This is a genomic window from Stieleria neptunia, from assembly GCF_007754155.1.
Taxonomy (GTDB): Bacteria; Planctomycetota; Planctomycetia; order Pirellulales; family Pirellulaceae; genus Stieleria; species Stieleria neptunia.
Genome location: NZ_CP037423.1, coordinates 5,499,635 through 5,525,637, shown reverse-complemented (window position 1 = coordinate 5,525,637; position 26,003 = coordinate 5,499,635). Strand labels below are relative to the sequence as shown.

Sequence of the window (26,003 nt, the reverse complement as noted above, 5' to 3'; positions counted from 1 at the left end):
CGAGCCCATCGAGAAAGGATTTTTCATCAGCGGCGTTCACAAGCCATTCGAGCGGAAATGGTCGGCGAAACGCTTCGTGAATCAGAGACGCATGCCGAGAAGCTTGTTGACGTGAGCCGCAGGGATCGGTTCCGACACCTACAGACTGCGAGGTCTGCTCGTCGGTGCCGGCGTGTCGTTCGGCTGGGCCGCCAAACGCAGCACTCGACGGGATTTTTCAGACAGCTCGCGTTGTCGGCGATCGGCGGTCATTCGATCGTGCGGACTGATGGTCGGTAGTGTCTGCGCCACTGCGAACGCTCCCGCGGCCTGCCAATAACACTTTGATTCGAGGTCACCGTTGGAGGCGCGTTTGCCGAACCCTTCCCAGGTTTCGGCCAGCCAAAACAGGTCGTCAACCGAGAACTGAACACCTGTTGCGTCCAACTGGTTCACCGTTTCGCTGAAGTGGAACAATGCCTCCTTGCCGAGCGTCTCGTCGGAATCGAGTTGCCGTGCTTGCAAATAGACGGATCGCAGGAATTCAGAGAGCTTCAACGACGGCTGTCGCATCCGTTCGGCCGAGTTCACCTTCGGCGACAACGCATCCTGCACAGCGCCAGCTGCTCCGTCCCCGATCACCTGGGGTCTGTCCCCGGTCGCCTGGGGTCTGTCCCCGATCACCTGGGGTCTGTCCCCGGTCACCTGGGGTCTGTCCCCGATCACCTGGGTCACCTGGGGTCTGTCCCCGGTCACCTGGGGTCTGTCCCCGGTCACCTGGGGTCTGTCCCCGGTCACCTGGGGTCTGTCCCCGGTCACCTGGGGTCTGTCCCCGGTCACCTGGGGTCTGTCCCCGGTCACCTGGGGTCTGTCCCCGATCACCTGGGGTCTGTCCCCGGTCGCCTGGGGTCTGTCCCCGGTCGCCTGGGGTCTGTCCCCGGTCGCCTGGGGTCTGTCCCCGGTCGCCTGGGGTCTGTCCCCGGTCGCCTGGGGTCTGTCCCCGGGGGACTCGTTCGTTGTGGAAGCCGGGGGGCCGGCCGGTGGGATCGGTATCGGACCGCCGCGTTTGGAGGGCTGGGCGACGTTGACCGAGGCCAGGCGTCGGATCCCCAAGCGATCGCGGTAGACGAATCCGATGGCCGTCGTCATCAACAGGAATCCGATCGCAACCATGACGAAATTCCCCGCGAAGTTGGACTGGCGGTGCCGGCCCTCGATTATGGCCGCATCAGGCTGTCTCCCGCGCGACCGCTGCTCGGTAGGCTCGGCCATCGTGACGTCACTGACCGCCACACGAGTCCCGGTGCGATCAATCGCCAAGGGTTGGAAAGGCATCAGGTCGGTGCAAAACGCCGAATCCAACGCATCGACATGCTCTTGCATCACAAACACGAAACCACAGTTGCATTCTGCCGTTTGCCCCATGTCCGCTCGCGTGACGGAATATTCCCGCTTGCAACCGGGACAGGACACCATGGCTGACTCTGTTGCTGACTCTGGCGCTGACTCTGGCGCTGACTCTGGCGCTGACTCTGGCGCTGACTCTGGCGCTGACTCTGGCGCTGACTCTGGCGCTGACTCTGTTGCTGACTCTGGCGTCGCCGCTCCCACCTGCGGTTCCCGATCCTGCGTCTCATCAGACAGCTGCATTTCCGGCTCTTCGTCTTCGGTTGAACGGACCAGTCCTGCATCGACCGCCGGAGCCTGCAGCTGGTACAGATCAGGAAACGCCACGATCGGCAATTTGATCGCACACGCTTCGGCGGATTCCGCTATCGAAGCGGCTTCCGGATCGATCTGTTTGGACGCATCGACCTCCGGAAGCTGCAGCTGGTACAGATCGGGAAACGCCACGATCGGCAATGCGATCGCACACGCTTCGGCGGATTTCGGTAGCGAAGCGGGATCCGCATCGATCGCTTCGGACGCATCGACCGCCGGAGCCTGCAGCTGGTACAGATCAGGAAACGCCACGATCGGTAACTCGATGGCACTCGCTTCGGCGGATTGCGGTAGCGAAGCGGCTTCCGCATCGATCTGTACGGACGCATTGATCTCCGGAGCCTGCAGCTGATACAGATCGGGAAACGCCACGATCGGCAATTCGATCGCACACGCTTCGGCGGATTGCGGTAACGAAGCGGCTTCCGCATCGATCTGTACGGACGCATCGATCTCCGGAGCCTGCAGCTGATACAGATCGGGAAACGCCACGATCGGCAATTCGATCGCACACGCTTCGGCGGATTGCGGTAACGAAGCGGCTTCCGCATCGATCTGTACGGACGCATCGATCTCCGGAGCCTGCAGCCGATACAGATCGGGAAACGCCACGATCGGTAACTCGATGGCACTCGCTTCGGCGGATTTCGGAAGCGTAGCGGCATCCGCATCGATCTGTTCGAACGCGTCGATCTCCGGAGCCTGCAGCTGGTACAGATCGGGAAACGCCACGATCGGCAATTCGATCGCACACGCTTCGGCGGATTCCGGTAACGAAGCGGCTTCCGCATCGATCTGTACGGACGCATCGATCTCCGGAGCCTGCAGCTGATACAGATCGGGAAACGCCACGATCGGCAATTCGATCGCACACGCTTCGGCGGATTGCGGTAGCGAAGCGGGTTCCGCATCAATCGGTTCGGACGCGTCGACCTCCGGAAGCTGCAGCTGGTACAGATCGGGAAACGCCACGATCGGCAGCGGGACTGCGGTTCGGGGGGGCTCGTCGACACGTGGGGCGGAATCAACGTTCGATGGTTCGGGGGGAACTGGACTCTCGCTCTGCCCCACGGAGACTTCCGTGAGGATTGCCGTCGGGACTTTGACGATGGCCCCGCACCGGCAGGGCAATTCGACACCGGCGCCCGATCGATCGACGACGTATTTGCTGCCACACTCGACACACTCGGTCGCAATCTCTGTGACCGACGACAGGTCCGTGGCGATCAACGTCGCGTCGCACTGACAACGCAGGGTTGGCGTTCCCGGCGGCAGTGCATTCGCATCGGGAGACAGTGCATTCCCATCGGGAAGCGCAGCGACGAGCGACGCTTCGGTGAAAGCGAGCGTCGTACGGCAGGCTGGGCATTGGCCCGACAGCGTCATCGCGGAGCTTTGATAGCAAGACGGCTAGGCGAACTGGATCGCCGAGTCTAGCAATCTGGCGCGGTACAGCCCAAGATTGGTTTGTGGATCTGGGGGCCGATTCGGCGCGCAAAGCGAAAGTTTCACCGGTCCGGATCTGAGCTAAAGCTCAAACGCCTCGTCATCCAGATCTTCCGGCTCCTCGTCATACGGATCGTCTTCATCGTCCCCGGTTCGCCGCATCAGCGCCTCGGGCGGATCAGAGCCGTCGTCGGGGAACCAGCGAATCGTTTCCCGCGGCGGATCCGAAAGACTTTCTTCGCATTCGATGGCGTTCCAGCTGAGGTCACCGGGCCCATCGGCGACGTCCCCGTCTTCGAATTCCTCGTCGGTGCTCATCAGATACAGCGACGCATTGCGTAAGAACCGCTCGACTTCGGCCGGTTCGTAGCGATCGGTGTCATAGACGGCTTCCATATCGGGCATATCCAGTTGCCCCATGCCGACCGTGTCCATCAAGGCCCAGGATTCATCGACGCGAAACAGTCGCACGTTGGTCCACATGTCCAGGGGCGGCAATTCGTAGTTCCAGGCGTAATTGAGTCCTTGTCGCAGCCCATTTTGATCCCGCAGGACTTCGCCGCCCGGATTGAAATAGCAGATCGCCTGGGGCAGTTCCAGCAGCGCCGAAACGGCCTTGGTCAAGAAACGGAGTTCTGCGATCGGATCGTAGTCATCCGGGATCAGCACCACGTCGTCGGAGTCATCTTCCTCCGATTCCGATTCGTCGGCCCCCAACACGTAGCTGATCAGCAGACGAATGTGGGAGGTGTGTTGTTGGGGAACGTCTTCGCCATCTTCCCAGCCCCAGGACTGTTCCGCAGCCCGCTCCAAACATCCCGGGAACGCCAGCGGCCCGAATTGTCCCAGCGACCAGGCGACGAAGACGTCGGGAGAGGTGTCCGGATCTCCCATCTGATCAGGCCACCTTTCCGTCGAGGGCGTGACCAACAGGTGGCCCCCCACCTCGGGCCGAAAACTCATCACCAGGGTTTCCGGAGACGCACCATCCATGGCCGATTCCTGGACACCAATCATGTCAAACGACGAGAGCTTGTCCTGCAGCTCAGCCATCCCGACGGGGCTTCGCAGCAACACGCACATCCCTTGAGTGAACAAACCCTTTGCCATGATCGCCTGCAATCGCTCTTCTGCCACAATGAAAAAACGGCGACAAAGAGGGTCGCCGAGGGGTGATTCTTACCGCATCAAGCCGCCTTCGACGAGTCCAAAGGATCGCCGATCGCCAAGCAGGGTGAGAAAAAGACGGCTCACAGCCGATCGTGGGCGTTTCCGGGCCGTCGACGGGCGGTGGCGTGATGGCGTCTTGATGGAATCGAATCACGGCCGGGATTGTCCGGGACCGCGTGAGCAGCCGGGCCCGTCCGGCCCAGCTCAGCAACGCACGGAAACGAAGTGGGATAGGCTTCCAGCCTGTCGATGTTGAAAAGACAGGCTGAGATCCTACAAACAGAATCCTACAAACAGAGTCCTACAAGCCCAGGTCGCCGAACAGCGGAGTGCTCAAGTAGCGTTCTCCCAAGCTGCACATGATCGTCACGATCCGCTTGCCTTTCATTTCCGGGCGTGCGGCGACTTGGGCAGCGGCCCACATGTTGGCCCCGCTGCTGATTCCACCGACGATGCCTTCTTCTTTGGCCAGTCGTCGTCCCCAGGCGAACGCGTCTTCGTCGTCGACCTGGACCACATCATCGATGATGCTGGTGTCCAGATTTTTCGGGATGAACCCGGCACCGATGCCTTGGATCCGGTGCTTTCCGGGCGAGCCGCCGCTGATGACCGGCGAATGCACCGGTTCGACGGCGATCGCTTTGAAGTCGGGGTTTTTCTGTTTCAAGTAGCGGGCGACACCGGTGATCGTTCCGCCGGTGCCGACGCCGGCCACGATCGCGTCGATCTGGTGTCCGCTGTCTTCCCAGATCTCCGGCCCCGTGGTCGCTTCGTGGATCGCCGGGTTGGCGGGATTTTCGAACTGTTGGGGCATGAAGGCGGTTTCGTCTTGGGAAACCAATTCGGCGGCTTTGTTGATCGCCCCCTTCATCCCATCTCCGGCGGGCGTCAGCACCAGGTTGGCTCCCATCGCGCGGAGCAACGCACGGCGTTCGACCGACATCGACTCGGGCATCGTCAACGTCAGTTTGTACCCCTTCGCCGCGCAGACGAACGCCAGCGCGATGCCGGTGTTGCCGCTGGTCGGTTCGATCACATGGGTGGCCGCGGTGATCGTGCCGTCTTTTTCGCCGGCTTCGATCATCGCAACGCCGATCCGATCCTTGACGCTGTTGAGCGGCTGAAAGAATTCGCACTTTGCGAACACGCTGGCGCCGCCCTCGGGCACCAAGCGATTCACTTGGATCATCGGGGTATCGCCGATCGCTTTCGTCGCGTCTGGGTAAGTCTTTCCACGTGGCATGTTCATTCCTCCCTGGAACAACCGTTGAATGATGGCATCATCTGTAAACGTTTTAGCCCACGACCCAGGTGTCCCCGGCGTGGAATAGTTTTTCTAAATCACCTTCGCCGCGGGTCTCTTTGGCGAGGTCGACTTGATCATTGATCTGTTCGTCGTAGGTCGAGACATTGTCGACGTCGCGCAAAATACCGATCGGCTCGGGCATTTCAGGATAACGCATTCTCGCCAACATCATTTGAATCGACGGGTTGGGATCTTTTTCGTCGTGGATCAGCAGGTCATCATCGGGCACCTCGCTGCGGTTGACGATCTCCAGATGGGTGCCGACCAGACGGATGGCTTTCTCGTTGTCTTTGCCAAACACGAGCGGCTTGCCGTGTTCGAGTTCGACGACGTTGTCGGCACGCTGTTTCTTTTCTTGGGCATAGGCCATCGCACCGTCGTTGAACACGTTGCAGTTCTGATACACCTCGACCAGCGAGGTCCCCTTGTGCTGTGAGGCACGTTTGAGGACTTCGCCCAAATGTTTGACGTGGGCGTCCAACGACCGAGCCACGAAGGTTGCTTCGGCGGCCAACGCGACCGACAAGGGGCTGAGCGGATGGTCGATCGATCCCATCGGCGTGCTCTTGGTGACCTGGCCTTCGGTGCTGGTCGGGCTGTATTGGCCCTTGGTCAATCCGTAGATCCGGTTGTTGAACAGGACGATGTTGATATCCAAGTTGCGGCGCAGCACGTGAATGAAGTGGTTGCCGCCGATCGACAGCGCGTCGCCGTCCCCGGTGATCACCCAAACCATCAGATCGGGGCGGGTCGATTTCAACCCCGTCGCGAACGTCGGCGCCCGCCCGTGAATGCTGTGCATCCCGTAGGTGTTCATGTAATACGGGAACCGGCTGCTGCAGCCGATGCCGCTGACGAAAACGATCTTTTCGCGAGGCACGCCAAGTTCCGGCAGAACCTTTTTCATCTGCGCCAGAATCGAATAGTCGCCACATCCGGGGCACCATCGAACGTCTTGGTCAGAAGCGAAATCAGCGGCTTTGAGAACAGGCAGGGACATGGCGGAAATATGGGGAATCGTTTTGTGTTTGAATGGATGCTTCGGCGTTTGGTCACCCCGCTCGGTGCGTCGAGCAAGGTGACGGTCTTGCCGATGAAACGGCCGCGGCGATCTAAACGGCGACGGGGGCCGGCACGAGGGATTCAATTTGCTGGATCAGTTCGCTGACGGCGAACGGTTTGCCTTGGACCTTGTTGTAACCAATGCAATCGACCAGGTGCTCGGCACGCAACAACATGCGGAGTTGCCCCATGTTCAATTCCGGTACCAACACCCGATCGAACGACTTGAGCAGGTCGCCGAGATTTCGTGGCATCGGATTCAGGTACCGCAGGTGGGCGTGACTGACGCGGTGCCCGGCTTCCTGGCAACGACGGACCGCCGTCAGGCAGGCGCCGTAGGTGCCGCCCCATGACACGACCAACAGGTCTCCGCTGGTTTCGCCATAGACCTCTTGTTCGGGGATCCGCTCGGCGATCTTGGCGACCTTGGCGGCACGCGTTTCGGTCATCAATTGGTGATTGGCAGGGTCGTAACTGACGTTGCCGGTTTGATGTTCTTTTTCCAAACCGCCGACGCGATGCATCAGTCCTTCGGTCCCGGGAATCGCCCAGGGCCGGCCCATGTTTTCATCACGGAGGTACGGCAAGAAGGGCTCACCGTCGTTACTGTCGACCGGATGCTGGATTTCGATCTGCGGCAACGAATCAATCGTCGGGATCTTCCAGGGCTCGCTGCCGTTGGCGATGTAGCCATCCGAGAGCAGCATGACCGGAACCATGCACTCGGTGGCGATCCGCCAGGCTTCGATCGCCATGTCAAAGCAGTCGGCCGGCGACCGCGGTGCGATCACGGGAATCGGGGACTCGCCGTTGCGGCCGAACATCGCTTGCAGCAAATCACTTTGCTCGGTCTTGGTCGGCAACCCGGTGCTCGGACCGCCGCGTTGGACGTTGACGACGACCATCGGCAATTCCAACATCATCCCCAACCCCATCGCCTCGGCTTTGAGCGCAATTCCGGGGCCGCTGCTGGCGGTGACCGCCATCGTGCCTCCGAACGCCGCGCCGATCGTGGCGCACATCGCGGAGATTTCGTCTTCGGCTTGGAACGTGCGAACGCCAAAATTCTTGTGCTTGGTCAGTTCATGCAGAATGTCGCTGGCCGGCGTGATCGGATAGGTGCCATAGAACAAATCTTTCTTGCTGAGCTTGCTGGCCGCCACCAATCCCCACGCCAGGGCCTGGTTTCCCATGATGTTGCGATAGGTCCCCGGAGAAAGCTCGGCCGCCTCGACCTGATAGCTTTCGCCGAACGCTTCGGTGGTTTCGCCGAACGCCCAACCGGCCCGCAGCGCCGCGACGTTGGCCGACGCGACATCCGGCTTTTTGCCGAACTTGTTTTCGATGAAACGCAGCGTCGGATCGAGCGACCGGCCGAACAGCCAGTACACCAGGCCCATCGCAAAAAAGTTCTTGCAGCGGTCCGCAATTTTGGGGCTCAGCCCGTGCTCGGAGACCGCGGTGCGGGTCAGCTGGGTCATCGGCACCTTGATCAGCCGATAACTGTCGTTGATCACCGTTGCCTCCAACGGATTGGCATCGACCTTGGCCAGCTTGAAATCCTTGTCGGTGAATCCGTCTTCGTTGGCGATCAGGATGCCGCCCTTGCGCAGATCCTGGATATTGGTCACCAACGCGGCCGGATTCATCACCACCAACGCATCGAGCGTATCGCCGGGCGTGAAGATTTCCTCTTTGGCAAACTGGACCTGGAAACCGCTGACCCCGGCTCGGGTCCCCCGAGGGGCGCGGATTTCCGCCGGGAAATCCGGGAACGTGGCCACGTCATTACCGGCCAAGGCGCTAGTATTGGTCAGCTGGGTCCCCAATAACTGCATCCCGTCGCCCGAATCTCCGGCCAGTCGCACGGTGATTCCGGAGACGGATTTGACATGTTTTGTAGTCGTCATGAACTGCATCTTTCGCGTCGTCTGGTGGCTTCGCCGGGGCATCTGGCGGCGTTGCCGAGGTTTTTACCGCGCCATCGCTGCGGCAATCCGTTTCTGGGCCTCAAGTTTTAGCGGCCAACGGACTGTAGGGGTTGTATCGAGTGTTCCAATTCGGAAACTTCGTCAAATTCTATAATTCGGCCATCAAAACGTAATGACCGAGAGTGTTGAAACAGGGATTTTGCGCAAGAAACGCCCGGTCCAACGGGTTTTCGCGTTGCAAATCGGGTGTTTTCTTGCGGTTAGACCGCGACACGATGTCCCGGGGAGTACCGCACTTCCATCATTTCGATCTTCTGACGGGTTGCTTGAAGCACCTCGAAGGCGGCGTCTCCGATCTGGAACGTCGCCCCGGCCTCGGGGATTTCCCCCAAGTTGCACAGCACCAACCCGGCGACCGTTTCATAGTCGTCGCTCTCGGGCAGTTCCCAATGCAGCCGGTCGTTCAGGTCGTCGATCATCACGCGACCACTGACGATGACCGTGGACTCGTCGATGATTTCGAACCGCGTTTCCTCGTCTTCGTCGGATTCGTCGACGATTTCACCGACGATTTCCTCCAAGGCGTCCTCGATGGTCACCACCCCGGCGGTCTGTTGGAATTCATCCAACACGATCGCCATGTGGGATCGACTATGCAAAAATTCTCTCAACAGCGACTCGACGCTGCGATCCACCGGCACCGTCCAAGCGTGCCGCATGATTTTTCCGAGCGGATGAGAGGGCGTTTTCCCGTCGGAAAGCTCCGGCAGCAAATCTTTGACGTACAGCACCCCGACGACCTTGTCCAACGTCCCGTCGTAGACCGGCAACCGTGTCCGCCCCGACTCGATCACCTGTTGCATCACCGCCGGCCAGGTGTCGCCCAGTTCGACCGCATCGATATCCCCACGCACGGTCATGATGTGCCCGACGGTATCGTCGCTGAGGTCCATCACGTTTTGAATCATCTCGCGAATGCCGGGCCCGAAAATACCTTTGTTCGTCCCCGCAGCGATGATCGTTCGGATTTCGTCTTCGAGCAATTCTTCCGACTCGTCTTCGTTTTCGTCCTGCCCCGACAGTCGGCGGGTGATCGCTTCGAGCACTTCACCGGGAATCGAAAACGGGTTCATGACCGACGTCAATGTGCGCCAAAACGGCCAGGTGTGGTAGAGCACCGGTGCCGACGCGAATCGGGTGACCGCCGCCGGCAACCAGGCATGCACGAACATCATCGAAAGCGTCGCCAAGACGACCCATGCGACCAGCGAGCCGAGCATGTTGGTCAAGGCCAGCGAGCCGGTGCCTTGCTTGGAAATGATCAACGCAGCGGTGCCCGCGATCAGAAACAAGACCGTTCCGATCATCCGCAAGTACTCGCTGCCGCGAATCGCCGCATCCTGATGCTCCAGCACGCTGCTGAATCGTTCCCGGCGTTTCTTGACGCGGCAAAACGCTTCCAACGAACGTCCCGCGAAACAGTCCAACAATTCCGCCCCCAATCCGCCGATGCTGCTGAGCAGGAATCCGGCGGCGGAAACCATCAGGTAGGGCCATGCGTTATCCATGCGGGTCGGCCTCCGCCACAGCCGGTGTCTGGATCCCCAGATGCGACAGCACCTCGCGTTCGGCGCGTCGCATCATCGCCCGCTCGTCGGCTTCGGAATCGTCCATGCCGCCGATGTGCAACACGCCGTGAATCACATACAGCAACACTTCATTGGCGATCTCCCAACCCACCTCCGCGGCGTTCTGTTGGGCGGTTTCAACGCTGGCGACCAGTTCGCCCTCGATGCGATCGGGATCGTCCGAATAGGGAAAGCTGATCACGTCGGTCGGGTAATCGTGCGACAGGTGTCGGGCGTTGATTTCATGAATCGTCACGTCGTCGGTGATCCGGACGCCGATTTGCCCGCGTCGGAATCCACGCAGCGCCGCCGCCGCTCGCACCGCGTCGGTCATCCGGTCGTCGCCAAGTCCCAGGCGATCCTGCCAGGCCGCCACGTCGGCATCCCAGAGGATTTCAACCGCGACGCCTGCATCGTCGGACGCTCCGTCGCCGCTGTCACGGCGGTCGTCTTGATCTGGGGGAACGGTGCGAGGACTCGCACCGGAAGGCTCAGGCTCCTCGATGTCGGGAGAAGCCGGCGGAGACGTCGAATCGGTCTCAGGCTGGTTGTTGGCTCGGGTATTTGACACGTGCGTGATAGATAGCGGTAAGGGACTTCACCAAACTCTTTCGGACAAGATTCAATTGCTGGAACGTCAACCCGCACTCGTCGAATTGACCGTCCGCCATTTTCTTTTGCGCGATTTGGTCGACCAGGTTCTGGATCCGAGCCGGAGTCGGATCCACCAACGTACGGCTGGCGCTTTCAACGGTATCGGCCAGCATCATCACGGCCGCTTCCAAGGTCTGGGGCTTCGGCCCAGGATAACGGAAATCCTTGTCACTGACCTGTTTTTCGTTCGGATTGTCTTCACTTCGTTTGGCCGCTTCGTTGAAAAAGTATTCGACCAGCGTGGTGCCGTGGTGCTGCATGATCAAATCGATCAGCGGCTGGGGCAGATGGTGGTTGCGCGCCAAATCCGCTCCATCCTTCACATGCGCGATGATCACCAACGTGCTCATCGCCGGTTGCAATGAATCGTGCTGATTGACTCCGCTTTGATTCTCGATGAAGTACTCCGGTTTAAACATCTTGCCGATGTCATGGAAGTACGCCCCGACGCGGACCAACAAACCGTTGGCCCCGATCGCATCGGCGGCGGCTTCGGCGATCGATGCGACGTTGATGCTGTGATTGTAGGTGCCGGGGGCACGCTGTGCCAAACGACGCAGCAACGGGTGACTGGCATCGCTCAGGCTCAACAGACTGAGATCGGTTTGGACGCCGAACGCTTTTTCGATCAACGGCAAAATCGGTGTCAGCGCCGCCGCGGAAATCACGATGAACGCCCCGGCACGCAACCCTTCCTGCGCCAGACCGTTCAACACTTCCAAGAAGCTCACGGTCGTCGGTGCCAGACGCTCCACGCCCGTCGGGATCGTCGTCGTATCACCGGTGACGATTCCCACCCCGACCACCGTCAGGAACGTGACCGCCGCGGCGACGCCCCCGACGAACAACAGATGGCTTTGCGTTCGGATCCGCCCGGTCAACAGCGTCGACGTCGTGACCGCCGCGGCCAGCATCACCAAATGACTGAGCCCCTCGTTCAAGAACAACGTCACGCTGATGATCGCCGCCGACATCAGCAGCAACGACAGATCGCGACCGTAGACGATCGCGGTGATGATCGAGGCGATGACCAGCGGGGCGAGTTCGCTGCGATACTTGTCGCTGGCGACCCAGTAACTGATTCCGATCGTGCAGACGAACAAGAACAACAGCTTGGAAAGTTTGACGCGGTCGAACACCAGCGTGCGATCGTCGACAAACAGGATGTAAGAACCGCACAACAAATAAAGTGCTGCGATCATCCCGCCGTAGGCGGCCACCCGGGCGATTCGGTCGATCGCGCCGCGGTAATTGGTCCATTGAAGATGCTCCATGTGCAACAAACGGAGTTCGTGCCCATCGAGCGGCTCACCCGCATCGGCGAGTTCCGATTGCCCGGCATAAAACTTCTTCATCACCGGCGGGACGCTGGCGGCAATCTCCGCCCGCGCCTTTCCACTGGCCTCGTCGTCATAGGACAACGTCTCATACTCTGGCAACCGCTTGTCGATCCAACGGCTGACCATTTGCGCGACCAAACGGTGTTGATCGGTTTCGACCTGACCGCCAAATAACGAGCGAAACTCTTCGGCCAGCATCGATTCGATCTTGGGCTTCATCAACGCGATCTGGACGTCGTCGACGGTGACTTCCACGGCGTCGGACGGCTCGGTCGAATAGACGCGGATGAATCGTTGGCTGCCCTGTTCGGGCTGGTGCTTGATCGATTGCAACAAGCCATTGTCGAACTCGTCTTTCTGCAAGTTCTTGATCGCGGTGTCCAGTTTTTCCAGTTCGGGATCACTGGCGAACACCGCCTTCAACGCGCTGAATTGCTGATCGGCCGATGGCTGATCGGCGGTCGCCGATTCGGGCGTCACCGCAGCGACGGCGACAAACTCCTCAAACGCCTTGCGCTCCTCTTCATTCATTTCCTTGAGCGACTGGGCATCCAAAATCACGAACAAGCGATTCTTCAAACGTGCCCGCAACTGCTCCAACGGCGCTTTCCAGTTCCGATAATAAACCGGAACCTCACGCACCTTTTGCAGCCGCAGCGCTTCGGTTTCGATTTGGTTCTCGACCTCAAAATTCACCCGTGCGATGATGTCACGCACCGGGATCATGCCGGTGCGATAGGCGAATCGGGGTTCCCAAGTCCGGCAAACCACCAGCAGCGCGATCGCCGCGGACAGGCCGATCAGGATCCGGACGGCCCAATCGGCCTTGTCGCTGTCGATCCACCACTGAACCATCTTCGGCTTGGGAATCCCCAGCGATTCGATGCGTTCCTGTCGCGTTCGCGTCTTTGTTTGGCCGTTCATGTCTGCGGATCCGATTCCTCGGGTGGGGCTACCGATCCAACGTTTCCTCGCCACCGCTACGCCCGGACAATTCGCCTCCGATCACCCGCACGCTGCTGCGTCGCGGACGAGTCGAAGCTCCGGTATTCTCAGTCTCTTCATAGGCTTCGACGATGCGTTGCACCAATCGATGTCGGACGATGTCTTCGCCGGTCAAGCGAATCATGCCGATCGCCTTGATCCGATGAAGTCGACGGATGGCGTCTTTCAATCCGCTCGTCACCCCACGCGGCAAATCGAGCTGCGTGGCGTCACCGCTGACCACCATCTTGCTGCGTTCCCCCATCCGCGTGAGAAACATTTTCATTTGTGCGATCGTCGTGTTTTGTGCTTCATCCAGAATGATGAAGGCATCGTTGAGCGTCCGCCCCCGCATGTAGGCCAGTGGAATCACTTCGATGACTTCCTGCTCCATTAACTCACGCGCCTGGTCATAGTCAACCATTTCCCCGAGCGCGTCCAGCAGTGGCCGCAGATAAGGGTTCAGTTTCGCGCGTAAGTCGCCGGGCAGAAACCCCAGGCTCTCGCCCGCTTCCACGGCGGGGCGGACGAGGACGATTTTTCGGATCTGGCCCGCTTTGAGTGCCTCCACTGCGGTCGCCACCGCCAAATACGTCTTGCCGCAGCCCGCCGGCCCGGTCGCGAAGGTCAAGTCGTACTCGCGAATCGCATCGACATACTTGGCCTGGCCCTCGGTCCGCGGACGAATTCTGCGGCCGGCATGCTGGATCGCAATGTCTTCGCCGCCGGACACCTTCGGTTTTGCCCCCGGCTCGACCTTGGCGCCCTCTTCGACCGCGGCCGTCTCGACGTCTTCGCCGCCGATCGCGCCTTGTTTCTGCACCTTGTGGAGCAGCTTTTCCAGGGTGCGCATCGCCCCGGAGACGCCCTCGCCTTCGCCGGCGATTCGCACTCGTCCGTTTCGATGCGTGATCGTGACATCGAATAACTGCCGCAGCTTTCGTAAATGTTGGTCTCGGGGACCGAAAAGTTGCAACAACTCGTCGGGCGCCGTGACCGTTAATGTGGCTTCAGTCATTCGGGTTAGGCCGACCCCTCGGCCGTCAGTTTGGAATGATCCCGTCGAACCGTTCCGGTCGAGCGACTCCTGTCCAGGATCATGAAGTTATCAATCAATCGTATCGACTTCACCAGAAGAAGACACCGCATTATGGGCCACCAACACCCGTGGCGAAGCAGAAAAATGCCGGCACGCTGGCTGCCAGCAACGAGTCGGTCACGTCCCACACCCCCCCCAATCCGGGCAGCAGGTTGCCGCTGTCCTTGACCCCCGAGTCCCGTTTAAACAGGGATTCCGCCAAGTCGCCCACCATTCCCGAGATCGCCAACACCGGTCCCAACATGATCGCCCCGACCCAGGACGGGGCCAAAAGTGCGGATAAGCCAGTTTTAACGGCGGTCTCGTTCATCACCGTCGTAGTGTCTGCCGGGCGATCGAGTAACGCCGGAAACAGGTACGCGAGTGACAAATAGGCCACCATCGTCGACGCCAAAATGCCCCCGATCGCGCCTTCGATCGTTTTTCCGGGTGACAACCGCGGGATCAACTTGTGTCGTCCCAACGCCCGGCCCGAAAAATACGCCCCCGCATCGGCCACTTTGGTGACCAGGATCGTCGTCACCAAGGCGGCGAGTCCGAAACGGCCCGCCGTCGTCTCGGCGTGCAGGCCGCGGAGTGCGATCAGCATCGCCATTGGCACCCCGACGTACATCGAAACGAAAACCGCCGCCGAGGTTCGCCGGATCGCGTCGCCCGGGCTGGCATCGCCGTCTTTTCCATACTCCCGCATCTCGGCGATCAGGCTCAGAAAAATCGCCGCCGCCGCGGCCAGCACGATCCAGCCCAATCGGCCGACGGGGCAGTCTTTCGGATAGTCATCCGTCCCCAGCACCCACAAGAACGGGATCGCCGCCGAGGAGGCGACCAGCGTCGCGCCGACCACCGCAACCGACCGACGGACCGGTTGGCCGCCCGCGGTCAACATCCCCGCAATCTCCCACGCCGTGCCGATCGCAAAAAACAACAGCAGCGGCAACAGCCAGACGCCATCGGCATCCGGAATGCGGATCGAGTAGTCGAGCGACAGGAGACCGAGAACGATGACAATCAAGATCGCGCTGGTTCTCAAACGATCACGCAGCATCAAGTCTCACCGAAGGTTGATTCAACAGGTGTCTCGGAAAGCCCGCCGAAGCGTCGGTCCCTGCACCCGAAACTCTCCAGCGCCGCGGCGAACTCCTGGCGGTCAAAATCGGGCCAACAGGTTTCGGTGACCCACAGCTCGGCATAGCTGAGCTGCCACAGCAAAAAGTTACTCACCCGCATCTCGCCTCCGGTACGGATCATCAGATCGACATCCGGCAACCCCGCGGTGTAGAGCCTGTTGGTGATGGTTTCTTCGTCGATGGTGTCCACGTCCAGCAGTCCGGCCTGGACATCACGACAAATCGAACGCGCCGCCATCGCCAGTTCATCCCGTCCGCCATAATCAATCGCCAGCACCAATTGCGTCCCCGGGTTGTCCGACGAAACCTCGATCGTCTTGTCCATTTCCACCAAGACGCTGGCGGGCAATCGATCGCGTCGCCCGATCACTTTTAGCCGCAAGCCCTGCTTCATGATCAGCTCGCGCTCCTCGACCAGGTATTGCTCGAGCAACTGCATCAGGAATTCGAGTTCGGCTTTGGGGCGTTTCCAGTTTTCGCTGGAAAGACAGTACAGGGTGACCGCTTCGATTCCCAGTTCGGTGCACGTCTCGCTGACCATCCGAACCGAATCGACGCCACGACGATGCCCTTCGATCCGCGGCATGCCGCGCGATTGGGCCCAGCGCCCGTTGCCGTCCATGATGATCGCAACATGATCGGGCAAGCGGTTGGCAGCCGCTTTCGGGTCGGCGCTGTGAGCGTCGTCGGTTTCCGAAGACGTTGCGTCGGAAATCTTCGAGTCAGGGATCTTTGCGTTCATCGATCGCTCAGGCTCCGATCGGCTGCAAATTCAACTCGTCGGATTGCTTCGTGAAAATGGTTTGAGCGCGATCGGGGCCGACCGACAACACGCCGACCGGAATTCCGACCAGGGTTTCGATGCGACGGACATACGCCAACGCACCTTCTGGGAAATCTTCTTCACGGCGGACGTCATCGACCGGTTGTTTCCAGCCCGGAATCGTCTCGTAGATCGGCTTGCAACGGCGCAGCTGGTCGGCATGCCCCGGAAATCGCGTGATCCGCTCGCCGTCCAGTTCATACGCGACACAAATCTTGAGTTCGTCCAAATGAGCCAGCACGTCCATCATCATCAACGCCAGTCGGGTCACGCCGCTCAGTCGTGCCGTGTAGCGAACCGCAACCGCATCGAACCATCCACAACGACGCGGACGCCCGGTCGTCGTCCCGAACTCATTGCCCAGCGTGCGAATCCGATCGCCCGTTTCGTCTTCCAGTTCTGTCACGAACGGCCCGCCGCCGACTCGCGTGCTGTAGGCCTTGCAAACGCCCAGCACCGTGTTGATCCAGCGCGGCGGCACCCCGGCGCCGGCACAGACCCCGACACCGCTGCTGTTGCTGCTGGTGACAAAGGGATACGTGCCGTGGTCGATGTCCAGCAATGCCCCTTGTGCGCCTTCAAACAGGATCCGTTTGTCCTGCTCGGCGGCATCCAACAACGTATCGGTCGTGTCGGCGATCATGCCCTGCAAACGGTTGCCCCAACGCGTCGCCTGGGCAATCACCTTGTCCGCCGCGATCGAATCGAGCTCCTCTTCGGATGCCCCCATGTTGCGCAAGATCGCCAGTTTCTGTTCGGCAACGGTGCGGATCCGTTCGTCGCGGCCGGGTTGGACCAAATCGGTCATTCGGATCGCGTGGGTCCGCCCCACTTTGTCTCGATAGCACGGTCCGATGCCTCGATTGGTCGTCCCGATCGACTCGCCACGCAACGCGGTCGCGTTGATCTGGCGGTCTTCGGCCATGTGCCAAGGCATGACCAAGTGGGCTCGCTCGCTGATTTGCAAGTTTTCGTCGCAGTTGACGCCGCGGGGGGCAAGCCCCTCCATCTCGCCGATCATGGTCTCGGGGTTGATCACCACACCGGGCGTGATCAGATTTTTGACCCCACGGTGCAGGATACCGCTGGGGATATGGTGCAATTTGTAGACTTCGTCGCCGACAACCACCGTGTGGCCGGCGTTCGCCCCGCCCTGATAACGGACGACCAAATCGAATTGTGAAGCCAGCAAATCAACTAATTTGCCCTTCGCTTCATCACCCCACTGCAAACCAATGACGCAAGTTCCCGACACCAGAATCACTCCGGAAAATTTGGTGAGGCCGGGAAGATTTTGTTCCCCGGCGCAGAATCCCAGAGCCTAAGCCCCAACACCCCGAATGGCAACGGGAGAGAGAAAGGAGTTCTAAGTTCCAGGTTCCAGGTTCCAAGTCAGTTGGCAGTTGGCAGAAAAATGGGGGGGCAGAAAAATGCGTGGGGAAAAACAGAAGCAGACAAGAAAATGGGTGACAAGAAAATCTCGAACCATTCTTGAAACCTGGAACCTGGAACCTGGAACCTGAAACCTGAAACCTGAAACCTGAAACCTGAAACCTGGAACCTGGAACCTGGAACCTGGAACCTGGAACCTGGAACCTGGAACCTGGAACCTGGAACCTGGAACCTGGAACCTGGAACCTGGAACCTGGAACCTGGAACCTGGAACCTGGAACCTGGAACCTGGAACCTGGAACCTGGAACCTGGAACCTGGAACCTGGAACCTGAAACCTGAAACCTGAAACCTGAAACCTGAAACCTGAAACCTGAAACCTGAAACCTGAAACCTGAAACCTGAAACCTGAAACCTGAAACCTGGATTTCAAACTGACCATTCCCTCTCTTAAATCTGCAACACTCCGCCTATACTCCCCCGGCCGGGCACGTGTTGCCTGTTACTAACGCTAGATTCCCCACCCTTACGGCGTCCTGATGTCGGACTACAACCTGACCCACCTAAAACAGCTGGAAGCGGAGAGCATTCATATTTTCCGTGAGGTGGCTGCAGAATTCCAAAATCCCGTGATGCTTTACAGCGTCGGCAAGGACTCGGCGGTGCTGCTCCACTTGGCTCTGAAGGCCTTCGCGCCGGCGAAACCTCCGTTTCCCTTGCTGCACGTGGACACGACGTGGAAGTTCAAGGAGATGTATGAGTTCCGGGACAATTATGTCGCCAAGGAGTTGGGCCTGGATCTGATCGTGTACATCAACGAAGAAGGCCTCAAGCACGACATCAAGCCGTGGGAGGACAGCGAGCGTCACACCGAGATCATGAAGACCGACGCCCTCAAGGCCGCCTTGGATCAATACGGTTTTGACGCCGCCTTCGGTGGGGCGCGTCGCGACGAGGAGAAATCGCGGGCTAAGGAACGGGTTTTCAGCTTTCGCGACAAGGGCCACCGCTGGGACCCCAAGAATCAACGGCCCGAGCTGTGGAATGTCTACAACGCACGCGTCAACAAGGGCGAGTCGATCCGGGTGTTCCCGATGAGCAACTGGACGGAACTGGATGTCTGGCAATACATCCATCTGGAAAACATCCCGATCGTGCCACTGTACCTGTCGACCAAACGCAAGGTCGTCGAGCGGGACGGGATCCTGATCATGCGCAATGACGACCGCATGCCGCTGTTGGAAGGCGAAGTCGAAGAGGAAAAGATGGTGCGGTTCCGGACGTTGGGCTGCTATCCGCTGTCAGGGGCGGTCGAGTCCGAAGCGACCGATCTGGTGGACGTGATCCAAGAAATGTTGCTGACGACGACCAGCGAGCGACAGGGACGTGTGATTGACAAGGACGAAGGCGGAGTCGGAATGCAAAAGAAAAAAGAGCGGGGCTACTTCTAGCCACCGGTCAGTGCTTCGTCCTTTGGTCAGTGCTTCTTTCCTTCGTTCATCCGCCAACGCTTCGGCCACGTCCGCGCCACCCTCTCAACCCTTTCACCTGCAAACATGTCTCACCAGTCTGACCTCATCGCGACCGACATCAACGCCTATCTCAAGCAACATGAGAACAAGCAACTTTTGCGGTTCATCACCTGTGGCAGTGTGGATGATGGCAAGAGCACGCTGATCGGACGGCTGCTCTACGATTCCAAGTTGGTTTACGAAGACGAATTGGCCAAGGTCCAATCGGATTCCGCCAAACAGGGGTCAACCGGCGGAAATTTTGACCCGTCGCTGTTCATGGATGGGCTGAAGGAAGAGCGAGAGCAAGGCATCACGATCGACGTCGCCTATCGTTACTTCAGCACCGCGAAGCGAAAGTTCATCATCGCCGACACCCCCGGCCATGAACAATACACGCGAAACATGGCGACCGGCGCGTCGTCCGCGGATCTGGCGATCCTGATGATCGATGCCCGCCACGGTGTGTTGACGCAAACCCGACGGCATTCGTTTATCGTCTCCCTGCTCGGGATTCGTCACGTCGTCGTCGCGATCAACAAGATGGACTTGATCGATTTCTCCGAAGAAAAATACGAAGCGATTTGCGACGACTATCGTTCCTTCGCCACGCGATTGGATCTGCCCGACCTGCACTTCATCCCGATCAGCGCGCTCAACGGTGACAACGTCGTCGATCGCAGCGAGTCGATGCCCTGGTACACCGGCACGACGCTGATGGGTTTCCTGGAATCGGTCTACATCGGCAGCGATCGAAACCTGCAGGACTTTCGGTTTCCCGTCCAATTGGTCAATCGCCCCAACCTGGATTTTCGCGGCTTCTGCGGGACGATTGCGTCCGGGATTGTTCGCCCCGGCGAAGAAATCATGGTGCTGCCGAGCAAGCGAACCTCGAAAGTCAAATCGATCGTGACGTACGAAGGTGAACTCGAGGAAGCCTACGCACCGCTGTCGGTCACGCTGACCTTGGAAGACGAAATCGATGCCTCGCGCGGCGACATGATCGTTCGCCCGGGGAACCTGCCCAAGTCGCGCGATTCGATCCAGGCCATGCTGGTTTGGATGGGCGAAGATCCGATGGTGCCGGGCAAGACGTACCTGTTCAAGCACACCACCCAGACCGTTCCCGGGACGATCGACACGCTCAACTATCGAGTCGATGTCAACACGTTGCACCGCAGCCCCGCCCCCGAATTGGAACTCAATGCCATCGGCCGCGTCGGCATTTCGCTTTCCGCCCCGATCCACTTCGATGCCTACCGCCGCAACCGCTCCACCGGCGCGTTCATCGTGATCGACCGGATCACCAATGCGACCGTCGCCGCCGGCATGATCCTGGACAAGTCGGGTGACGGCGGGGCGAAGTCCGTTTGGGACGAAGAAGAAACCGGCGGGGGCGACGACGGCGCGCCCGTCTCCGCGGTCACCGCCGAAGAACGTGCCGCCCGGTTCGGCCAACAACCGGCCACGGTGCTGCTGACCGGATTGACCGGTTCGGGGAAAACCGCGATCGGCCAAGCCCTGGAGCGAAAACTGTTCGATAGCGGTCGAGCCGTTTCGGTCATCGACGGTGAACACGTCCGCAAGGGCCTGTCGCGTGACCTCGGCTTTAGCGCCAACGATCGCAGTGAAAATCTACGACGCAGCGCGCACCTGGCACACACGCTGAACGAAGCGGGAATGATCTGCATCGCCTGCTTCGTCGCCCCCAGCGAAGAGGTTCGCCAGAAAGTGGCCCGCGTGATCGGCGAGGACCGCTTCCTGGTCGTCCACGTTGCGACGCCCGTTGAAATTTGTCGCCAGCGGGACGAGAAAGGCCAGTACGCCCAAGCCGACGCCGGTCAATTGCTGAATTTCCCCGGTGTCACGGCCCCGTACGACGCTCCGCCCCACCCCGATGTCACCCTCGATGCGTCCCAGCAAACCATCGACGAGTGCGTCAACCAAATCATCGAAGCGCTACGACAAAAAGCGATCATCAAATAAGTGGCGTAAGCTTCCAGCTTGCGTTCCCCCGGCAAGCAGCACGCTTACCCCACGAGAGGTCGTCGTGCCGTTAAGATCGTGTGTTCCAATCGATTGAACACACGCCGAGGACTCCCGATGATCGATCGCTTTCCCGCTGTCCTACGCTCAGCCATTTGCGGTTTGCTTTTCGCCGCAGCCGCCAGTCCGCTCGCTGCCGCGCCGCCCGATCTGGACGATCCGGCAACGCAGCAGCGCATTCGTTCGCTCGTTCAACCGTATCTGGACTCCGAGCAAGTCGTCGGCCTTTCGTTGGGGCTGATCGCGGGCGATTCTTCGGCGACGTTCCACTTCGGCAAGACGTCCGCCGATGGTGATCAACCGACCGATCAAACGGTTTACGAAATCGGCTCGGTCTCGAAAGTGTTTACGGGAATCCTGCTCGCCGACGCGGTCGTCCAGAACAAAGTCAAGCTGGACCAAGACGCCGCCGACTTGATGCCGGGCGGTGCCAGGATGCCCGATTCGAACGGCAAGAAGATTTCATTGTTGGATCTTTCCATCCATCGGTCGGGACTGCCGCGATTGCCGAGCAACATGAAAAACGTCGGCGGCGAAAACCCCTACGCCGATTACACCTCACAGCTGGCCCTCGAATTCCTGGACGGCTATTCGTTGACCCGGGATCCCGGCGACAAGATGGAATATTCCAACTTGGCGGTTTCGTTTCTCGGTTATCTGCTTGGTCACCAAGCCGGCAAATCGTATGACCAACTGTTGACCGAGCGGATTGCCAAACCGCTGGGGATGACCAGCACCACGGTGACCGGCGATGCCGAAGTCCTCAAGCGTCTTGCGGCCGGCCATGCGACGCCCGGAAAGCCGCATTCGACCTGGGAGTTTGCCGACATGCCCGGCGCCGGCGGGATCCGCAGCACCGTCACGGATATGTTGCGGTTTGCCAACGCGAACCTTGATCCGCCAGACAGCGATCTGGGAAACGCGCTCCAGCTTGCTTGGAAACAACACCGCGCCGGCGACGCCAAAGACTTCGCGATGGGGCTCGGATGGCACATCGCCCGAGACGGATCGACGCGCTGGCATAACGGACAGACCGGCGGCTACCATGCGATGTTGTTCGTCAGCCGCGAGGTTCCGGCGGCCGTCGTGTTGCTGACCAACACGGCAACCATGGAAGTCGACCGGCTGGCCGAAGATCTGATTCGCATGTTGGCCGGTGCGGCAGTGCAACCGCGAACGTTTCAATCGGCGATCGAGGTGCCGATTGCAACGATGAAGCGTTGTGAAGGCCGATACCAAATCGCCCCCGGAGTCGTCTTTGATGTCAACGTCGTCAACGACCGGTTGATGGTCCAGTTGACGGGCCAGCCCGCGTTTCAGGTCTTTCCCAAATCCGAAACGGAGTGGTTTTACAAGATTGTCCCGGCAACGCTGACGTTCAAGGACGAGAACGACGGGCGGTTCGAAGCGTTGGAACTGTTTCAAAACGGCATCCGCGCTTCTGCCAAGCGAATCGATCCGGCCGAGGACGAGTAGCCGTTTCGCCGCCCGGGGCGACCCCGGGAGGGCGCGCGGGCCGTCGGTTTGGTGAGCCGCGACGCGTAAGCGGCCGGGCATTCAGTCGCCAAGCGGGGTGTTTTTGTTAGCGGTAGGGCGCGAGCCCAATACCGCTAAATCGAGAAGCCACTTACCCCAAAATGGCTCCCCTCTCCCCCGAACAAGCCTCTTTGTTGATTCTGATTGATCGTGTGCGTCAAGCGATTCTTAAAATGCGAAAACTCTGCGACGAGGATAGGCTTGTTTGGGGGAGAGGGGAGCCATGGTGATTCATGTTCGCTTCTCGATTTAGCGGCATGGGGCTCACGCTGTTCCGCCAACAAGAAAGGCGTCGGTTGACGCCGCGTCCACGATTGGTCGGATCGCTGCGTTTATTCCGTCAGCGGTTTGACTTTCCAGATTTCATCGGCGTACTGCTGGATCGTCCGATCGCTGGAGAACCATCCGCTGTTGGCGGCATTGAGAATGCTCATCCGGTCCCATTGATCGGCTTTTTGATAGGTTTCTGCCACACGATCTTGTGCGTCGATGAAGCTGCGTAAATCGGCGATGGTCAGCCATTGATCGTGCGGGTTTCTCAGCCCGGAGGTCAATTCGCCGAAGACACCGGGTTCGGAGCCGTGGAAATGACCGCCTTCGAGCAATTCCATCACGCGTGCGATCGCGGGATCGGCGGCGATGATCGCATTGGGGTCATAGCTCTTTCGCGCCTCTTGGGCTTCGGCGGCATTGAGTCCGAACAGGAAAAAGTTTTCGGCACCGGCCTTTTCACGAATCTCGATGTTCGCCCCGTCGAGCGTCCCGATCGTCAACGCCCCGTTCATCATGAACTTCATGTTTCCCGTTCCCGAGGCTTCTTTGCCGGCGGTGGAGATCTGTTCGCTCAACTCGGTTCCGGGACAGATGACTTCCATCGCCGAAACGCGGTAGTTGGGGAAGAAGACCAATCGCAGCAGATCACGCGCACGGGGGTCGCTGTTGACGACTCGGGCGACGTTGTTGATCAGTTTGACGATCAGTTTGGCCAGGTGATATCCCGGCGCGGCTTTGCCTCCGATCAGAACGCATCGCGGCACCATGCCGGCCGTTTCGCCTTGAAGGATGCGGTCGTACAAATGGATGACGTGCAAAACGTTCATCAGCTGTCGTTTGTACTCATGGATCCGTTTGACTTGGACGTCGAACAGCATCGACGGGTCGAAGTCGACTCCGGTGTTTTGCTTGACGTACTTCGACAAGCGTTCTTTGTTGGCGTTTTTGACGCCACGCCAGCGACTGCGAAATTCGGCGTCTTCGGCGAGCGGGGCCAGTGCCGAGATCTCTTCCAGATCCGACTCCCACCGCGTGCCGATCGTCTCATTCATCAAATCACGCAGCCCCGGATTGCAGTGGGACAGCCAGCGCCGTTGGGTGACGCCGTTGGTTTTGTTGTTGATCTTGTTCGGCCAGATGCGATCAAAATCGGCGAACAGTCCGGTCTTGAGCAGATCGGTGTGCAGTTGCGCCACGCCGTTGACGGAAAAACTGCCGACGATCGACAGGTAGGCCATCCGGATGTGCGGCGTGTGCCCTTCTTCAATCAACGAAACCCGTTTGAGCAACTCGGGTTCGTTCGGGAACTTTTTGGCGACCTCGGCGAGGAAACGCTCGTTGATTTCAAAGATGATTTCCAGGACGCGTGGCAGCAGTTGTCCGAACAGACTGACCGACCAGCGTTCCAGGGCTTCGGGCAGCAACGTGTGATTGGTGTAGGCCATGCACTGCGTCGTGATCTCCCAGGCCTGGTCCCATTCCAGTTCATGCTCATCCATCAGCAGTCGCATCAACTCGGGGACGGCGCAGGCGGGGTGCGTGTCATTGAGCTGGAAGCAGTTCTTTTCACCGAACCCGCTGAAATCTTCGCCGTGCTGCTCGACCCAGTTGGCCAACACGTCCTGCAGGCTGGCCGAGACCAGGAAGTACTGTTGTTTCAGCCGCAGCTCTTTGCCGTTCTCGCTGGCATCGTTGGGGTACAGCACCATCGAGATCTGTTCGGCGTTGTTCTTTTGCGCGACCGATTCGGGGTAACTGCCGGCGTTGAATTCATTCAGATCAAACGCGTCGGTCGCCGTCGCTTTCCAGAGGCGGAGTGTATTGACGGTGCCGTTGCGGAAACCGGGAATGGGCATGTCGTAGGGGACCGCCAAGATGTCCAGCGATTCCACCCAGCGGCTGTGCGGTTTTCCCTTCTCGTCGACGTAACGCTCGGTCCGGCCGTACAAACGGATCCGTTTGGTGTCCTCGGGCCGTTCGATTTCCCAAGGGTTTCCGTCGCGTAACCAGTGGTCGGGGGCTTCGACTTGACGGCCGCCTTCGATCAACTGGTGGAACATCCCGTATTCGTAGCGAATCCCGTAGCCCGAGACGGGCAACTGCAGATTGGCGCAGCTATCAAGAAAGCACGCCGCAAGCCGCCCCAGCCCGCCGTTTCCCAATCCCGCATCGTGCTCCTTGTCGATGACCTCTTCCAGCTCGACGCCGAAACGATGCAGCGCTTTTCGCATCGCTTCATCGAGATCCATGTTTTGGATGGCGTTATTGAGCGACCGTCCGAGCAGAAACTCCAGCGACAGATAGTTGACGTGACGCGTGTCGCTGGCCGCCTGTAATTCGCGGGTGCGGCGCCAGTCGCGGCTGATCCGATCCCGAATCGTGATCGCCGCTGCGCGAAAGCAATAGCCGGGATCTGAGTCGATGTCGTCACGCCCCAGGGTGAACAGCAGGTGCCGTCGCAATTCGTGCGAGAGCGAACCGAGGAGCACGTCGTCGGTTTCGGAAGACGGTGAGACAGCGGAATCAAGGGTCTTTTGCATCGGTAGAATCGAGGGGCTATTGGGAACCGTGTCAAGTTTCTGAAGGACTAGGGCACGCTCGAGCACCTTGTCATAAGGTGCAAGCGTCCCAGAAACAAGCGGGAGGTCTGTCAGGTCGCACAGCGGGCAAATGACCGCCCTCACAACGAAAAAGCGGGGCGTGCGGTCGTTCGCGACGTCTTCGGACGTGACGCAATCAATTTTCCTGATCGGCAAGGTCGTCTCTCGACGCGAGGTAAAGCGTCGGGATTATCTCTTCGCCACACGACACAAGCGGAATCTCCGCTGCGAAGTCCGCAATCGCTACCAACTGCGCTTTCGGTCACTGCAGCGGCCGGGGATGGCAGGCGCGAGAGCCGGCCGATCAGGCCGCAAAATCTCGCCCGTCGGCTGGTTTGGGTTCCCCTCGATCTAGGAGGCCGCGTGCATTGCCGC

16 protein-coding genes are annotated in these 26,003 nt (G+C 59.6%); 3 read left to right on the top strand and 13 right to left on the bottom strand.

Annotated features, from left to right (window positions below; genetic code table 11):
• Positions 1-138: 138 nt before the first annotated feature.
• The 12 genes from Enr13x_RS38080 to Enr13x_RS19080 all read right to left on the bottom strand — a co-directional run bounded on the left by Enr13x_RS38080 (position 139) and on the right by Enr13x_RS19080 (position 17,526).
• The gene (locus tag Enr13x_RS38080; protein ID WP_197455189.1) at positions 139-3,087 is read right to left on the bottom strand and encodes a hypothetical protein; all 2,949 of its coding nucleotides are present in this window, start codon (positions 3,085-3,087) and stop codon (positions 139-141) included.
• Between the two features lie 141 nt (positions 3,088-3,228).
• Entirely contained in the window at positions 3,229-4,257 is a 1,029-nt protein-coding gene (locus tag Enr13x_RS19130) for a DUF4261 domain-containing protein (RefSeq protein ID WP_145388549.1), read from the bottom strand.
• Between the two features lie 361 nt (positions 4,258-4,618).
• Complete coding sequence (gene cysK / locus Enr13x_RS19125) at positions 4,619-5,560, bottom strand: cysteine synthase A (RefSeq protein WP_145388548.1); 942 nt, start codon at positions 5,558-5,560, stop codon at positions 4,619-4,621.
• Positions 5,561-5,612: 52 nt separating this feature from the next.
• On the bottom strand, positions 5,613-6,623 hold the full coding sequence (locus Enr13x_RS19120) for a 2-oxoacid:ferredoxin oxidoreductase subunit beta (protein ID WP_145388547.1): 1,011 nt from the start codon (positions 6,621-6,623) through the stop codon (positions 5,613-5,615).
• A 112-nt stretch (positions 6,624-6,735) separates the two neighbouring features.
• On the bottom strand, positions 6,736-8,595 hold the full coding sequence (locus tag Enr13x_RS19115; protein WP_231743645.1) for a 2-oxoacid:acceptor oxidoreductase subunit alpha: 1,860 nt from the start codon (positions 8,593-8,595) through the stop codon (positions 6,736-6,738).
• A 281-nt stretch (positions 8,596-8,876) separates the two neighbouring features.
• Positions 8,877-10,184, bottom strand: a complete 1,308-nt coding sequence (locus Enr13x_RS19110) for a hemolysin family protein (protein WP_145388546.1) — start codon at positions 10,182-10,184, stop codon at positions 8,877-8,879.
• A complete protein-coding gene (gene ybeY, locus Enr13x_RS19105) occupies positions 10,177-10,815 on the bottom strand; it encodes an rRNA maturation RNase YbeY (protein ID WP_145388545.1) in 639 nt (212 codons plus the stop codon). The genes Enr13x_RS19110 and ybeY overlap by 8 nt, the downstream gene beginning before the upstream one ends.
• A complete protein-coding gene (locus tag Enr13x_RS19100; protein ID WP_145388544.1) occupies positions 10,784-13,162 on the bottom strand; it encodes an HD family phosphohydrolase in 2,379 nt (792 codons plus the stop codon). Before Enr13x_RS19100 ends, ybeY begins: the two co-directional genes overlap by 32 nt.
• A 28-nt stretch (positions 13,163-13,190) precedes the next feature.
• On the bottom strand, positions 13,191-14,240 hold the full coding sequence (locus tag Enr13x_RS19095) for a PhoH family protein (protein WP_145388543.1): 1,050 nt from the start codon (positions 14,238-14,240) through the stop codon (positions 13,191-13,193).
• A gap of 130 nt (positions 14,241-14,370) precedes the next feature.
• Positions 14,371-15,366, bottom strand: coding sequence for a phosphatidate cytidylyltransferase (locus Enr13x_RS19090; RefSeq protein ID WP_145388542.1), 996 nt, complete (start codon positions 15,364-15,366; stop codon positions 14,371-14,373).
• Complete coding sequence (uppS, locus tag Enr13x_RS19085; protein ID WP_145388541.1) at positions 15,366-16,190, bottom strand: polyprenyl diphosphate synthase; 825 nt, start codon at positions 16,188-16,190, stop codon at positions 15,366-15,368. Before uppS ends, Enr13x_RS19090 begins: the two co-directional genes overlap by 1 nt.
• A 7-nt stretch (positions 16,191-16,197) precedes the next feature.
• Positions 16,198-17,526 carry an adenylosuccinate synthase gene (locus Enr13x_RS19080; protein WP_197455188.1) on the bottom strand — a complete coding sequence of 443 codons (1,329 nt, stop codon included), beginning with the start codon at positions 17,524-17,526 and terminating at the stop codon, positions 16,198-16,200.
• 675 nt (positions 17,527-18,201) lie between these two features.
• Here Enr13x_RS19080 and cysD point away from each other — a divergent pair.
• The 3 genes from cysD to Enr13x_RS19060 all read left to right on the top strand — a co-directional run bounded on the left by cysD (position 18,202) and on the right by Enr13x_RS19060 (position 22,695).
• Positions 18,202-19,113, top strand: coding sequence for a sulfate adenylyltransferase subunit CysD (gene cysD, locus Enr13x_RS19070; protein ID WP_145388540.1), 912 nt, complete (start codon positions 18,202-18,204; stop codon positions 19,111-19,113).
• Between the two features lie 105 nt (positions 19,114-19,218).
• On the top strand, positions 19,219-21,159 hold the full coding sequence (gene cysN, locus Enr13x_RS19065) for a sulfate adenylyltransferase subunit CysN (protein WP_145388539.1): 1,941 nt from the start codon (positions 19,219-19,221) through the stop codon (positions 21,157-21,159).
• Positions 21,160-21,276: 117 nt separating this feature from the next.
• Positions 21,277-22,695 carry a serine hydrolase domain-containing protein gene (locus tag Enr13x_RS19060; protein ID WP_145388538.1) on the top strand — a complete coding sequence of 473 codons (1,419 nt, stop codon included), beginning with the start codon at positions 21,277-21,279 and terminating at the stop codon, positions 22,693-22,695.
• A gap of 392 nt (positions 22,696-23,087) precedes the next feature.
• On the opposite strand, the gene Enr13x_RS19055 is transcribed toward Enr13x_RS19060, so the two are convergent.
• Complete coding sequence (locus Enr13x_RS19055; protein ID WP_145388537.1) at positions 23,088-25,568, bottom strand: glycogen/starch/alpha-glucan phosphorylase; 2,481 nt, start codon at positions 25,566-25,568, stop codon at positions 23,088-23,090.
• Positions 25,569-26,003 lie beyond the last annotated feature (435 nt).

Excerpts from the sequence above, each read along its gene's own strand:
- Enr13x_RS19090 (WP_145388542.1), bottom strand. The coding sequence starts at position 15,366 with ATGCTGCGTGATCGTTTGAGAACCAGCGCGATCTTGATTGTCATCGTT.
- Enr13x_RS19100 (WP_145388544.1), bottom strand. The coding sequence starts at position 13,162 with ATGAACGGCCAAACAAAGACGCGAACGCGACAGGAACGCATCGAATCG.
- Enr13x_RS19095 (WP_145388543.1), bottom strand. The coding sequence starts at position 14,240 with ATGACTGAAGCCACATTAACGGTCACGGCGCCCGACGAGTTGTTGCAA.
- Enr13x_RS19060 (WP_145388538.1), top strand. The coding sequence starts at position 21,277 with ATGATCGATCGCTTTCCCGCTGTCCTACGCTCAGCCATTTGCGGTTTG.
- Enr13x_RS19120 (WP_145388547.1), bottom strand. The coding sequence starts at position 6,623 with ATGTCCCTGCCTGTTCTCAAAGCCGCTGATTTCGCTTCTGACCAAGAC.
- Enr13x_RS38080 (WP_197455189.1), bottom strand. The coding sequence starts at position 3,087 with ATGACGCTGTCGGGCCAATGCCCAGCCTGCCGTACGACGCTCGCTTTC.
- Enr13x_RS19115 (WP_231743645.1), bottom strand. The coding sequence starts at position 8,595 with ATGACGACTACAAAACATGTCAAATCCGTCTCCGGAATCACCGTGCGA.
- cysD (WP_145388540.1), top strand. The coding sequence starts at position 18,202 with ATGTCGGACTACAACCTGACCCACCTAAAACAGCTGGAAGCGGAGAGC.
- Enr13x_RS19055 (WP_145388537.1), bottom strand. The coding sequence starts at position 25,568 with ATGCAAAAGACCCTTGATTCCGCTGTCTCACCGTCTTCCGAAACCGAC.
- Enr13x_RS19130 (WP_145388549.1), bottom strand. The coding sequence starts at position 4,257 with ATGGCAAAGGGTTTGTTCACTCAAGGGATGTGCGTGTTGCTGCGAAGC.
- Enr13x_RS19110 (WP_145388546.1), bottom strand. The coding sequence starts at position 10,184 with ATGGATAACGCATGGCCCTACCTGATGGTTTCCGCCGCCGGATTCCTG.
- cysK (WP_145388548.1), bottom strand. The coding sequence starts at position 5,560 with ATGCCACGTGGAAAGACTTACCCAGACGCGACGAAAGCGATCGGCGAT.
- uppS (WP_145388541.1), bottom strand. The coding sequence starts at position 16,190 with ATGAACGCAAAGATCCCTGACTCGAAGATTTCCGACGCAACGTCTTCG.
- cysN (WP_145388539.1), top strand. The coding sequence starts at position 19,219 with ATGTCTCACCAGTCTGACCTCATCGCGACCGACATCAACGCCTATCTC.